Annotated in this window: 7 protein-coding genes; 3 read left to right on the forward strand and 4 right to left on the reverse strand. The window is 45.2% G+C overall.

The window, feature by feature from the left end; genetic code table 11:
* Positions 1 to 10: 10 nt before the first annotated feature.
* Positions 11 to 955 (reverse strand): (R)-mandelonitrile lyase, encoded by a 945-nt coding sequence (locus QUA70_RS04065; protein WP_333345138.1) that lies wholly within the window; start codon positions 953 to 955, stop codon positions 11 to 13.
* Positions 956 to 1,284: 329 nt separating this feature from the next.
* Between QUA70_RS04065 and QUA70_RS04070 the strand changes: the two genes are divergently transcribed.
* On the forward strand, positions 1,285 to 2,226 hold the full coding sequence (locus QUA70_RS04070) for an AraC family transcriptional regulator (RefSeq protein ID WP_333345235.1): 942 nt from the start codon (positions 1,285 to 1,287) through the stop codon (positions 2,224 to 2,226).
* Between the two features lie 174 nt (positions 2,227 to 2,400).
* Here QUA70_RS04070 and QUA70_RS04075 read toward each other — a convergent pair whose 3' ends face one another.
* From QUA70_RS04075 to QUA70_RS04085, 3 genes are all read right to left on the reverse strand, one after another.
* Complete coding sequence (locus QUA70_RS04075; RefSeq protein ID WP_333345140.1) at positions 2,401 to 3,066, reverse strand: hypothetical protein; 666 nt, start codon at positions 3,064 to 3,066, stop codon at positions 2,401 to 2,403.
* Positions 3,067 to 3,068: 2 nt separating this feature from the next.
* Positions 3,069 to 4,058 carry an ImmA/IrrE family metallo-endopeptidase gene (locus tag QUA70_RS04080; protein ID WP_333345141.1) on the reverse strand — a complete coding sequence of 330 codons (990 nt, stop codon included), beginning with the start codon at positions 4,056 to 4,058 and terminating at the stop codon, positions 3,069 to 3,071.
* 289 nt (positions 4,059 to 4,347) lie between these two features.
* Positions 4,348 to 6,879 carry a vWA domain-containing protein gene (locus tag QUA70_RS04085; protein WP_333345143.1) on the reverse strand — a complete coding sequence of 844 codons (2,532 nt, stop codon included), beginning with the start codon at positions 6,877 to 6,879 and terminating at the stop codon, positions 4,348 to 4,350.
* Positions 6,880 to 7,091: 212 nt separating this feature from the next.
* On the opposite strand from QUA70_RS04085, the gene QUA70_RS04090 reads away from it, so the two are divergent.
* The gene (locus QUA70_RS04090; protein ID WP_333345145.1) at positions 7,092 to 8,078 is read left to right on the forward strand and encodes an AEC family transporter; all 987 of its coding nucleotides are present in this window, start codon (positions 7,092 to 7,094) and stop codon (positions 8,076 to 8,078) included.
* 164 nt (positions 8,079 to 8,242) lie between these two features.
* Positions 8,243 to 13,660 carry an AAA family ATPase gene (locus QUA70_RS04095; RefSeq protein ID WP_333345147.1) on the forward strand — a complete coding sequence of 1,806 codons (5,418 nt, stop codon included), beginning with the start codon at positions 8,243 to 8,245 and terminating at the stop codon, positions 13,658 to 13,660.
* Positions 13,661 to 13,829 lie beyond the last annotated feature (169 nt).

Raw genomic sequence — 13,829 nt, forward strand, 5'->3', positions numbered from 1 at the left:
GCCGACTATTCTAACGGTCTGCACCCACCGCAGGCGCTTGTGTGCCTTCGCTCGGGCGTCCTGTGCTCTCGAAGACTTCCTTAGCCACGTCAATCGCGGTAACTGCGTTAGGCCAGCCCGCGTAAAACGCCAAGTGGGTAATGGTCTCGATCAACTCGTCTTGGGTCAGGCCATTTTCGCGGGCTTTGGCGAGGTGAAATCGAAGCTGGTCGGGACGGTTCATCGCGATCAGGGCGCTGACGGTCACCAGGCTGCGATCGCGCTTTGATAGCTGAGGACGTTCCCAGACATCACCAAATAGCACCTTGTCAGTGAGTTCAACCAACTTGGGGGCGATGTCGCCGAACGCTCTTTGGGCCGCCGTCGGTTGCACGCTGACAGCGGGGACGGAGCGTGCAGGCGCAGCGGATGGCGATCGTTGCGCCTGGACTGGCGTGCCGTACTGCTCGTCGCTGACCTGTTCCATCCAGTCGGTGTTCTTGCCGTCGAGCTGTTCCACGATCGAGATATGCGTCATTGGCGTATTTGGCGAGGCTCCGTGCCAGTGTTTCTGACCGGGCGGAATCCGGACGACATCTCCTGGCCGAATCTCCTCGACCGGTCCTCCCCAGCTCTGCACCCGCCCGACGCCCGCTGTCACGATCAGGGTCTGACCAAGCGGATGGGTGTGCCATGCCGATCGAGCACCAGGCTCAAATGTAACGTTGGCGCCAAACGTGTCTGCTGGATCCTCCGCCTCGAACAGAGGATCGACGCGCACCGAACCCGTGAAGTTTTCGGCTGGCCCCTTCCGCGAGGGCACAGAGCCGCTTCGCGTGATGTTGATTGTCTGCGAATCTTGCATTAGCGCGGTCTGGGGAGCACCGGACCCCTCGGCGGCTCCTGCCGGATTTGCTTGGGCCGAGGCCGAAGCGAGCAGAGAAAGCGATAGGACCGTTGCGGTGAGCAGTTTCATCGTTTGAATTCCTTTGGCTACCCCCAATTGTAGAGATCGAGCACTTATCGCTTCTCTATCAATAGGGATGAATTTTTTAAGAAGCAAGGTTCGCCTTGATGCCCTTTTGGTTATCAGTAGGGGAATCTCTTGCCCAATCAAAACTGAGTTTACTCTTGTATAAAAATCCAGACTGCTTACAAGAAGCCGAAATGGTTTTTCATTGCTTTGGCTTCATTCTAAGAATCCTCAACGGCAAGCAATAGAACGATCGTCTAAGATTGTTGTACAATCCTGCAAACTTAGAAATGAACGCTGCCAAACCGAGTGAAAAGCCCGATAGGTCGTTAATGAACGACCAGCAGGCAAAGCGCTTTGCAGATAGAGCGCAAGCCCACAGAGACGAACTGACCGAGCGGATTGCACAGGCGATTCGTCATGATGGGACGATCGAGCCGCTGAAAGGATTGCACTTCTACCACTCCTCCTCACCTTCGGAATGCGTTCATAGTGTGTCTATCCCTGCCTTTTGTGCGATCGCCCAGGGCAGCAAAGAAGTTCTTCTGGGCAACGATCGCTATCTGTACGACCCTTTGCATTATTTGCTGTCTACGGTAAAACTGCCGATTGCCAGCCAAATTCAGGAAGCGTCTAAGGCGCTACCGTACCTTGGCCTTCGCCTGGATCTCGACCCCACTCTTGTTGGTTCAGTCATGGTTGAGGCGGGCGATCCCTCACCACAAAGGGATGCCAATGTGAAAGCGATTAACGTAAGTCCGTTGGATGCAAATCTTTTGGACGCTGTGGTGCGGCTCGTCAGGCTTCTAGATTCCCCTGCTGAAGCTCATGTTCTGGCACCACTGATTAAGCGGGAAATCGTTTACCGACTCCTGATGGGAGAGCAAGGTGGTCGGCTGCGTCATATTGCTGTTCTGGGTGGCTCTACCCACCAAATTGCTAGAGCCGTCGATCGACTTCGTAAAGACTTTAACCAGCCGCTTCGGATTGAAAGCATCGCACGAGAGCTTGGAATGAGTGTATCGAGCTTCCACCATCACTTCAAGTCTGTCACTGCCATGAGTCCTTTGCAGTTCCAGAAGCAACTGCGGCTCCAGGAAGCTCGCCGTCTGATGCTGGGGCAAAACCTTGACGCTACCAGTGCTGCCTACCGTGTGGGTTATGACGATTCCTCCCACTTCAACCGAGAGTACAAGCGGCTCTTTGGTATACCACCGATGCGCGATATGGAGCGGCTGCGAGAAGCTGCTAGAGAGATTGCGAGTTCAACTTGACATCCTCAAGATGCCCTTAAGACGGTGGAAGATGAAGATGAGGAGATTCCGTTTTTAAGCCAGGACTAAGGCGAAGTGCCACACTTATAGCGGTTCTCAAGAAAGTGAGGTATGCCCTATGCCCTATGCCCTATGCACGTCGGGTACCTCATGTTACTGAGAAAGGCTATAAATCTACTTGTAAGGATTTAGTAGATTACCTGCCTCCTGCCGACACTCCTCAATATAATTTTTTAAAGTAGCTAGGGAGTTCTCAAGTGTTGATTTAAGCCCTGAACCAAAAACACTCTTAATTGCTGTATCACATTCTCGAACAGGAACAATGAGATCCTTAATAGTCTCAAAGCCATCGGCTTCAATATTTCTGAGAACAAGTTGCTCTAAGCACCATAATCTATGCTTGAGAGATTCTTGAATGATAGGTAAGTTAACTTTTGCTAAGGCTTTGATGAATCTTTTATCTCCAGTAAAAATCTGAGCAGATTTATCTTTTTGGATGATTTGTATAGCATGACTTGTGAGAATGGCTTCACCTTGATCGATATTTTCAATATTGGATAATTGGATAAAAATTTCTTGGTCAATATCAGATTCAGATATTTTTGGTAAAGTCTTAGTAAGGTAAAGAACTTGTTTATAATTAATCAAAGCATCTTCGGGTTTTCGACTTCTACCTCTTTTAAATTTTTCCCAATCGCCTTCAAATTTATATTGTGCCGTCTTTAGAATATTAACTTGCTCAGAACTAGCATCAAATAATTGAAGAGTCTTATCGAATAGCTGGAATGTAGCAAGCTTTTTGATGATGTCATTATCAATGCAATAGATACAAGCAGACAAAGCTATTCTCCTAAAATCTGGTCTAAGTAATCAGCATTATCGTCACTTAATTCCTCCCAATTTAGATGCTGATCTAAAAATTTGTTAATAGTCTTGTGTCCTTCTTTAGCAGGATGGATTAATTTTACACATCCCATAGACAATGCAAAATCTTTATTATACCAGCCATAATTTAAAGCTAATGCACATGGATCAATAGTTGAGTCACTTTGAAGAAGTTGAATAATTTTATTCTTTAGGTCTTCTGCATTCTTAAATTTTTTGTGACCGACGGAGTTGTCAAAACTGTTGACTAGCAGTTTAACTGCAAACTGATTGCTATCTCTTTCTTCTTGATCATCACAGTCTTGCTTAATATCATCATCAATCAAAATACCTTCTTGAATATGAGCAAGGGCGAGATGACCCAGTTCATGGGCAAGATCGAATGCTAGACATACGGGTTGTGTATTACCACTACTCAAGACAATCACCGGATGATCGGCTTGCCATTGGATCATGCCTCTAATTTTGCGGGTATTTTTAGGGTAATCCTTAAAATAGACAACAGCGATACCATGTTCCCAACAGTAATCGAGCAAGCTTTCTAAAGTGACTTGAGAATGTTTGGCAACTATCTCTGAACGAACTTGATGAGGATCGGATGGGATGGGCTGAAATTCGAGCTTTATAGTATCAGCGACGACTTCCGCAACCCGTGAGGCAAGTTGATGGGCAACATCAGGTACGTCTGCTTTATCCTGTTGATGGTACTTGAACTTGGTACGGAGTAAGGGCTTAAACTGAGGATTCTGATCCTCGGCTAAAAGACTCTTGAGGTCTAGGTGCAGACGTTGGGCAATATGACCAGCAGCCTCTAGGACGGCGACGGGTTTATTGTCTAGTTCTTCATTCCACCAACTGGGCAAACCTTTTTCTCGAACGAAAGGTTTTGGGAAACCGATCGCCGAGAGTTTTTTATAGAGAACAGACATTGATAATGTTTGTGTCATTGGCTTGCCCTCCGTATGAGAATTTGCATAATATCATTGTAACCTAATTGCAGATAATTTAGCTACTAGATTTTTTATAGAGCGTTGTTCTCTATCCTACCAGAGAATAAACTTTCGCAAAAGCAACACCAAAGGAAAGTTACAAACCCGAACGATTCCGCTCCTTTCGTCTTGGCAACCTAACACTTGTCCCATCTACCTATTTCCTAGTCGCCACCGCTGCGCCTTTGCGGTTTATTTCAATCAACCATATTTAACCAAGGTGGGCATTATTTGCCCACCCTAATTCCTACTTCCCTACCGTGAAATACTCATTCTTAGCATACACGCTAATAATGCAGTCTCCCACTTCAAAAAACATCCCCTCTTGCTCATCTTTAGAAAATTGCAAGTTGCCGTATTTAGAATTAATTTCCTCAGCAGCCGCCGCTTTTGCCTCCATTTCATCCGGGATAAGTCCGGTAGAACCGATATAGAAAACCAGCGGTGAAACTTTTTCGCTGTACACTTTTTCGGCATAAGCTTCCAGTCGCTCATTCGCATTAGCTAAAGCAGCGACAAATTCGTCTCGATTGACATCTTCTCCCTGCCATTTCGCTTGCAAAAGGCGCAGCAAACTATCTGCACCAACTTTGGCTAAAGTAGCGCTAACAATTCCGTTATCCTCCAACCCCAAAAACTCATCGAAAATCAGTTTCATCAAGTCGTCAACTTTGGTGATTTTTGTTCGGGATGACAGCGTTTTGTGTGCGAAGACAACAGGCTCATCTAACGTGATGTCAAATGTCGGTTTGGCTAACTTTTCGCCCGTGTTTTTGTGGTAAACTTCATAAAGGCGATCGAGAAATTTGTTGGCAGAGTGCAATTTGCCGAAGTTGAGGATGTTTTTGCTGCCGATGTCGATTTTGTAGCTGACTCGCGAATCTACTGAACCGTTGGCGATCGCACTTTTTAAATCTGTGTATTCCGTCGTCGTCGGAAAATTGATGTAAAGGCTTTTTGACAGATAATGCTGTTTCAATTCTTCCAATTGTTCCGCTGTGTAAGCCTCGGATTCTTCCTTCAAATGAGCCGAGAGAATGCTGGAGAGAATTTTGATTTCTGCGAGTTCCTCAAACACTCCGTCAAGGCTGCCGTAACGCCCGTCAAAAGGCACGAGAGGCAAAGTCTCTAACTTAATATCGTACTCTGAACGGAAGTCAAATTCTTGCACAGGCAAACCGTCTTTTTCAAGGACACCGCATTTTTTGAGCAAATCAAACACTGGTTTGCTGCTGATTTTGGTTCGTAGCGACTTAATATTAACTTCGCCGTCGCTGACAATGGTATAATTGTTGAAAGTATTGAGGTCTGTAACTAGAATTCCCGCGACTTCTGCGATTAAAATTTCATCCTCAACTTTTACCAGCTTAGCTTTGCGGGTAATCAGCATATTGATGGTAGCGGTATTTTGATTGATGGCAAATGAACCCATTTGCACGTATTCGCCACCATCTAAGAATTCAGTTTTCAGCCAAGGCTTGACAAGGTTGCCGTTTTCGTCTCGCTTTCCCTCAATTCGCTTCAAACCTTTTCGCTGATAATTTTCTTGCAAGTGTTTCAAGTTGATGATGATGCTGTTGCTGTTTTCCTCCAATATCTTGATTAACTCCAGCAGGGAAATTTTATCGCTGACTTTTACCCGATCGCCAATTTCATGATTTTTCAACACCTCAGGCGCAAAAACAGCCTCTTCCAAATCTTCGGTAAACTCGGCTATTTGGGCATTTGTCAAAGCTTTCGCGTGTTTTTCCGTCAAAGTAGCGTCGAAGGTACTCACCAGCGCATACTTAGCCGTATTTAAATTGCCGTCAGCGAGGTTAGCTTTCGCAAAAGCCAACACCGACTCATCAGTTTGAGCAACGGGAACATCTAGTTTGTCATACTCATCTTTGGCGACTTTCTGATATTTGTAAAAGAGTCCCCGATCGTCTGCTTTCAGCCCGCAGATTTTCAGCGTGCTCGATGAACCGTTGATTTTCTTGCCGCTTTTGGAAACAAAAACTTGATAATCATATTCCTTAATTAACGGTTCTTCCAGCGCAGGTGCAACGGAACTGCCTAACAGTTTTGTGCTGTCGTAAAGAGCATCATAAACCATTTTGACTTCGCCAGCGCGGATGCAATTACCCGATAATGTGTTGGCGATTTTGGATAGCAGTTTGAAGTCAGCAGAGGCATAGGATATCGTGTTGGCAAACACATCCATATCTTTTAGTTCTTCGCAAATTTCCCCTAGTTTTGCAGCTTCCGAATTGGCACTGGGGTCATTTGCATAGCCGTCTGTGTGCAAATTGATCGCTGTCATTTCTCCCGCTTTAACCAGAGATTTAGCGAGTTGCATCGACTGCGATATGCAGGTACTGCCAGCCGTGTGGATTTTTTGAATTTCTTTGATGTAGTGAGAGTCAAACTTCAGCACTTCTTGAATGGGAATTCGCTGGAAATGACAAATTACGTCCCCATTGCTAGCATAGGAAATTAGGCTGACAATTAGCTGGTAATTGTTGTATTCGTCTAAGGTCAAAAGCTTGATTAGGGTTTCTTTCAGCGGTTCTAACTCATAATACATTGAGCCGGAACGGTCGATGATGATAATGCTGTGAGCGACGGATTTTTCTGGGATATCACCGGGCTTTCTTTCTAAATTAATGCGATCGACTAGATAGAATGCCTTTGCGTTTCCGGCAAAATTGTAGAGGGTAAACTTGGTACGAGTATTGGAGGCTGCTTGGCTGCTGGAACTTTTGACTTGAGATGATTGTTTTGCTTGCCGTGCCATAGTTTTCACCTATGTTGACTTATTCATCAAGTTAAGCATGACACGCGCTTCTGTGGATGTCAAGGCCTGTCTGGAAAATTATCTGCGAGGCTGAATAATCATTAATATTGAGCGCTGCGGTGCAAGGGAAAACTGCGGCGGTAGGGTAAAGGTGGGCTTTTTTGGCAAAAGTAGTGGATCTGCGTAAATATTTAGTAAAGATTTAGCCAATCATGCTTTATTTAGAAAATCCGCTGCTCGAACTTTATCTAAATCTAATCGGATGGGTGGCGTTCGGATTCATTCTCGGCCGCCTGCTACCGAGAAGCTATTCTACATATTTAGCCAAGTTTCTTTTCTTCTTTGGCACCCCATTGAGCATTGTTGCTTTTATCCGCAGCGCCAATTTGTCGGGCGCTATTTGGATGGCGCCGCTGATAGCTTGGGCGGCAATTCTAGCAGGTGGAGGACTCGCTTGGATTTTGATAAATTTCGGTGTCGGCGAGGAACGTTTCAAGAGTCTTAATCCGATCGCCCAAAATAGCCCGGAACACACTACCGCTTGGAGTTTGCCCACTCAAGGCAGCTTCTTATTGGCAACGATGGTGGGTAATACGGGTTTTTTAGGCATTCCCGTCACCTTGTCCTTATTAGGCTCGGAACACTTTGCCTGGGCGTTGTTTTACGACTTGCTAGGCACTACCATGGGAATCAATATACTGGGAGTTGCTATTGCTTCTCACTGCGGTAAAAGCGATCGCCCTCAGAGTTGGTTAATTCCCCTGCAGGCAATTTTTCAGAATCCGGGAATGTGGGCTTTTGGTCTAGGATTTATCTCGCGCAGCTTGCCGCTGTCGGCACAAATCGCAGAATTGTTAACAACAGGCGCTTGGACTGTAATTACTTTAGCTTTAATTACGATCGGGATGCAGTTGAGCAAGTTGAATTCCTTGCACAACCTCAAACAAGTTTTGGTTTGTCTGGCGATTAAAATGCTGTTAATTCCCTTGGTAATTGGCACGGGATTAACGTTTTTTGGGATCGCGGGCGCGCCGCGACTTGTGCTAGTGCTGCAAATGGCAATGCCTCCTGCTTTTGGTACTACATTGCTGGCTGAAGCTTTCAATCTCGATCGCGAATTAGCCGTAACTGCGATCGGCCTCGGCTGCGTTAGTTTATTATTCACTATTCCAATATGGATGAGGCTATTTAATTTTTAATAAAAATAGGATTTGGTAAGTTTAAAAAGTGTATTATTTCAGTGATCCCAATCACAAATGTTGAGCGCTCTATGTCATATTAATTTAACAACCACTGGACTGCGAAACTGTATTGGCTTCTGCTAATGTGGAAATAGCCGGCGGAGGACGGGAAGAATAAAAGTATGGCAAGTATAAATTTTACATTGACAGGTTATCAAATTCTCGATCGCATTTACTCAGGAACTCGCACCCTAGTTTATCGAGCTTTCCGCACTGGCGACCAAAAACCGGTCGCCATCAAAGTCTTGCGGAGTCAGTATCCCAGCTTCAGCGAACTGGTGGAATTTCGCAATCAGTACACCATCGCCAAAAACCTCAACTTGCCCGGAATCATCCAAACCTACAGCTTGGAAACCTACCAAAACAGCTATGCGTTGGTAATGGAAGACTTTGGGGGAATTTCTCTGAAGGAGTGGACGGAAAAAAGGGAAACTCGGTCGTCTTTGATGGAGTTTTTGCAAGTGGGTATCGACCTGAGCAATATATTAGATATACTCTACCGCCACCGGATAATTCATAAAGACATTAAACCCGCCAATATTTTAATTCATCCACAAACAAAACAAGTCAAACTCATTGATTTTAGTATTGCATCTTTGCTACCAAGGGAAACTCAAACCTTGATGAATCCTAACCTGCTGGAAGGGACACTCGGCTATTTGTCTCCTGAACAAACGGGAAGGATGAATCGCGGCATAGACTACCGCAGTGACTTTTACTCTTTGGGCGTGACTTTTTACGAATTGCTGGCGGGACGATTGCCGTTTCAATCCAACGATGTGATGGAATTAGTACACTCTCATATTGCCAAGCAACCGCCATCACTGCATCAAATCAATCCTGAAATCCCGCCTGTACTTTCGGAGATTGTCAGCAAATTAATGGGGAAAAATGCCGAAGACCGCTATCAGAGTGCGTTGGGGCTGAAATTCGATTTAGAATGTTGTTTGGATCAACTGGAAGAAAACGGTAGGATAAAGAGTTTTGCGATCGCGCAGAGGGATGTCGGCGATCGATTCATTATACCAGAAAAACTCTATGGTCGCGAAACTGAAGTAGAAACCCTACTCGAAGCCTTTGATCGCGTCAGTAGTGGCACAACTGAAATGATGCTAGTAGCGGGTTTTTCTGGGATTGGGAAAACTGCAATTGTAAATGAAGTTCAAAAACCAATTGTCCGCCAGCGCGGTTATTTTATTAAAGGTAAATTTGACCAATTTAACCGCAACATTCCTTTCTCAGCTTTTGTGCAAGCATTTCGAGACTTAATGAAACAATTGTTGAGCGAAAGTGACGAGCAGTTGAAAAAATGGCAAACTCAAATATTGCAAGCCCTGGGCGAGAACGGACAAGTCATTATTGAAGTAATTCCCGAACTAGAAAGAATTATTGGGCCACAACCCCCCGCACTAGAATTATCAGGAAATGCGGCAAAAAATCGGTTTAATTTGGTTTTCCAAAACTTTATTAAGGTGTTCACAAAACCAAAACATCCCCTGGTGATGTTTTTGGATGACTTGCAGTGGGCAGATTCCGCCTCGCTGCGCTTAATGGAAATGCTGGTGGCCGATGCGACAATCGGCTATTTATTAGTAATTGGTGCCTACCGAGATAATGAAGTAGTTGCAGCGCACCCGTTGATGCTGACACTGGATGCAGCGGTCAAAGCTGGGGCAACAGTGAATACTATTACGCTGGAACCGTTGAGTTCAGAAAGTCTAAATCATTTGGTTGCTGATACGCTCAATTGTGCTCCATATTGGGCAAGACCTTTGGCTGATTTGGTGGCACAAAAAACCCAGGGAAATCCCTTTTTTACAACGCAGTTTCTAAAAGCACTGCATCAGGATGGGCTGATTGAGTTTGACCGGCTTGCTGGTTATTGGCAGTGCGATATTGTTAGAGTTCGGGAGGCAGCGCTGACGGATGATGTGGTCGAGTTTATGGCGTTGCAGTTGCAAAAATTGCCGCCAGCGACTCAGAATGTGTTGAAGTTGGCTGCTTGTGTTGGCAATCAGTTTGATTTGGGGACTTTGGCAGTTGTTTCCGAGCAATTGGAAACGGAAACGGCGGCGGACTTGTGGAAGGCTTTGCAAGAGGGGTTAATCCTGCCTGAAAGTGAAATCTACAAGTTTTATATGGGGCGAGAAAGACGGGAGGAAACAGAAAATTCGGAAGTGGTGAATTACAAGTTTTTGCACGATCGCGTTCAGCAAGCTGCCTATTCTTTAATTCCCGAACAAGAGCGAGATCGTGCTCACTATCAGATTGGACAATTGCTGAGCCAGCAAATTTCACCCGCAGCTATAGAAGAGCAAATTTTTTCAGTTGTCAATCAGTTGAATTATGGTATTGCGCTGATTGAAGACCAAAGAGAACGATCTGATTTGGCACAACTCAACCTCACGGCTTGCCGCAAAGCCAGAGCCGCTACTGCTTATCAAGCTGCTCGCGAGTATGCGGAGATCGGGCTAAATTTGCTTGGAGAGAGCGCTTGGCAACGACAGTACGAGATGACCTTGAACTTGCACTACATAGCAGCAGAAGTGGCTTCACTCTGTGGCGAATTTGACCAGATGAATCAGTGGATTGACACAGTGATTCATCATACCAGCACTCCCCTAGAGCGAGTGAGCGTTTACATCGTCAAAATTCAGGCATTATCGTCCCAGAACAAGTTTTTAGAAGCAATTGCTATCGGTTTGTTGAGTCTCAAAGAATTAGGAGTTGAATTGCCCGATCGCCCTACATCAGAAGATATTCAGCAAGCAGTGCAGGAAATTAATAGCTCGATCGGCGATCGACCGATTGAAGAGTTATTCGATCTGCCAGCGATGGTGGATACCCAAAAGCTGGCCACGATGCAAGTGGCGGCAAGTCTGGTGTCAGTTTGTTATCTGGTTGGTTCGTCTTTGTTTGCGCTGGTGGCTGCCTTACAGGTAAATTTATCTATCCAATATGGCAACAGTCCTACTTCAGCTTATAGCTATAGTTCTTATGGGATTATTCTCAACAACTTTCTACAAGATGTGACGGTAGCCGATGAGTTTGGCCGATTAGCTTATCGTCTTGGCAGTAGCGCGGAGGCCAAAAATATTCGCTCTGCAAGTTGTGTTGTGATCGGACTCTTTTTGTACCATCGCAAATCGCATTTGCGGGAAACCCTCCCCATTCTTCAGGCAGGCTATCAAGCCGGATTAGAAACAGGAAATTTAGAGTTTGTGGGGTTTAATGGGCATGGATTTTGTCTACATTCCTACGGGTGCGGTCAGCCTTTAGCAGAACTTGATCCCCAAATTCGGGCATACCGTCAGCAATTACTCGACCTCAACCAACTAACGACGGCAAATTATTGTTCGATTTATTGGGAAACAACGCTGTTTTTATTGGGTAATCCAAACAACTTGGAGATTTCCTTTGAACAGGAACGCTATGAGGAGAAGCTGGTTTCTCAGTCGCTTGCCTCTAACGATTTTTACCGACTCTGCGTCTTCTATCTGTACAGGGCAACGTTGAGATTCCTGCTGGAAGACATTGCTGGGGCCTCCGTAGATGTCGATCGAGCAAGACAGTATATAGCGGGATGTGCAGGAACTACTTCCGAAGCTGGTTTATATTTCTATGACTCACTCATAGCCCTGGCCACTCCTGAGTCCGAGACGGAGTTAGAAACTTCGTTGCAACGAGTTCAGGAAAATCAAAGGAAGTTGCAGCATTGGGCAGAACACGCCCCCATGAATTATTTGCATAAGTGGCAGTTGGTAGAAGCAGAGAAATACCGAGTTGCCAGACAGAGGGCAGAAGCTATTGAAATGTACGATCGCGCCATTTCTGGAGCGAAAGAAAACGAATACATCCAAGAAGAAGCCCTCGCTAACGAACTAGCAGCTAAATTCTACCTCGACTGGGGCAAAGAAAAAGTGGCGCAAGCTTATATGCAAGAAGCCTACTACTGTTATGCTCGCTGGGGTGCGAAAGCCAAAATCGATGACTTAGAAAAACGCTATCCCCAACTTCTTGCTCCCATATTGCAGGCAATAGAAAATCGTTTTGTAATCAGCGAAAGTCGCCTCCAAACAAGCAATAAATCGTCAATTTTACATCAAACCTTCCAAACAAGTCTATCTAGCAGCAACAGTATTTACGAAACCCTGGATTTCGCGGCTATTCTCAAAGCAGCCCAAACTCTATCGAGTGAAATTCAATTAGAAAAATTACTGGCTGCACTGATGTGTGTGGTGATGGAAAATGCCGGGGCAAAAAAAGCAGTTCTGCTGTTGCTTAAGGATGGGAATCTCACCATCGAAGCTGTAGCCTCCTTCAACCAAGAGGTCATCTCAATATCTGTACCGCTGTCAGCCAGCGACGAGTTTCCCCCTGCTGTGGTCAACTATGTTAAGCGGACTGGGAAAACTGTCGTTTTGGATAATGCAGCAGTACAAAACGATTTTATTGCCGATCAGTATTTGATGCAGAAAAAGCCCAAAAGTGTGCTGTGCGCGCCAATTTTAAATCAGGGTAAATTAATCGGGTTGCTATATCTAGAAAATAACTTGACAATTGGTGCATTTACAGAAAATCGCACTGAAGTCATCCAACTTTTGTGCGCCCAAGCGGCTATCTCTCTAGAAAATGCCCGCTTGTACCAACAATCTCAAGCTTATGCACAAGAATTAGAGCGATCGCTCCTTGATTTGCAGCAAGCACAGTTACAGATCGTGCAAAGCGAAAAAATGTCCGCCTTGGGCAATCTCGTCACAGGAATAGCCCACGAAATCAATAATCCTGTCGGCTTTATTAGCGGCAATATTGAGGAAGCAACCACCACGATCAAAGATCTGATTTCCCACTTAAAATTATATCAAGAAAAACTGCCAAATCCCGGCGAGGAAATCGAAGAAGATGCTGAGGATATTGATTTAGAGTATGCGTTAGAAGATTTGCCAAAGATGCTGTTGTCGATGAAAGTCGGGTGCGATCGCATTCGCGGCATTAGCACCAGCCTCCGCACCTTCTCCAGAGCCGATAAAGACTACAAAGTTCCGTTTAATATCCATGAGGGCATTGACAGCACAATCTTAATTTTGAAACATCGGCTGAAAGCCAACGAACACCATCCTGCCATCGAAGTCGTCACCGACTACGGCAATCTCCCCCCAATCGAATGCTTTCCCGGTCAACTTAACCAAGTCTTTATGAACCTGCTTGCTAACGCGATCGATGCTCTAGAAGAATCAAACCAAGGACGCAGTTTGGATGCCATTAAAGCAAACCCACACTGTATCACAGTTCGTACCAGTCAGTTGGGCGATCAACACATCAAAATTCAGATTGCCGATAACGGTGCGGGCATGACAGAATCAGTAAAAAAACGGATTTTTGACCATTTGTTCACAACGAAGGCAGTAGGAAAAGGCACCGGGTTAGGATTGGCGATCGCCCGCCAGATTGTAGTCGAAACCCACGGCGGAACAATTAATGTGAATTCTACTTTGGGGGGAGGAAGTGAATTTGAGATAGTGTTACCTATTACCGAATAAAATTATAAGACCTCCGTCCTATTATTTTAGATTTTAGATTGAAGAATTGGGAGTGAAAAATGAGCTAATGATTTGGAGTTCTCCTCCCGTTGCATTCTTTTTTCAAAGTGGTATCAGAAGTAAAAAATTGAGGAGGCGCAAGAATGAAAAAGGTTATTCATTTTTTATT

It is taken from the genome of Microcoleus sp. LAD1_D5 (genome assembly GCF_036702115.1).
Classification (GTDB): Bacteria; Cyanobacteriota; Cyanobacteriia; order Cyanobacteriales; family Microcoleaceae; genus Microcoleus.

Excerpts from the sequence above, each read along its gene's own strand:
- QUA70_RS04095 (WP_333345147.1), top strand. The coding sequence starts at position 8,243 with ATGGCAAGTATAAATTTTACATTGACAGGTTATCAAATTCTCGATCGC.
- QUA70_RS04090 (WP_333345145.1), top strand. The coding sequence starts at position 7,092 with ATGCTTTATTTAGAAAATCCGCTGCTCGAACTTTATCTAAATCTAATC.
- QUA70_RS04080 (WP_333345141.1), bottom strand. The coding sequence starts at position 4,058 with ATGACACAAACATTATCAATGTCTGTTCTCTATAAAAAACTCTCGGCG.
- QUA70_RS04085 (WP_333345143.1), bottom strand. The coding sequence starts at position 6,879 with ATGGCACGGCAAGCAAAACAATCATCTCAAGTCAAAAGTTCCAGCAGC.
- QUA70_RS04070 (WP_333345235.1), top strand. The coding sequence starts at position 1,285 with ATGAACGACCAGCAGGCAAAGCGCTTTGCAGATAGAGCGCAAGCCCAC.
- QUA70_RS04065 (WP_333345138.1), bottom strand. The coding sequence starts at position 955 with ATGAAACTGCTCACCGCAACGGTCCTATCGCTTTCTCTGCTCGCTTCG.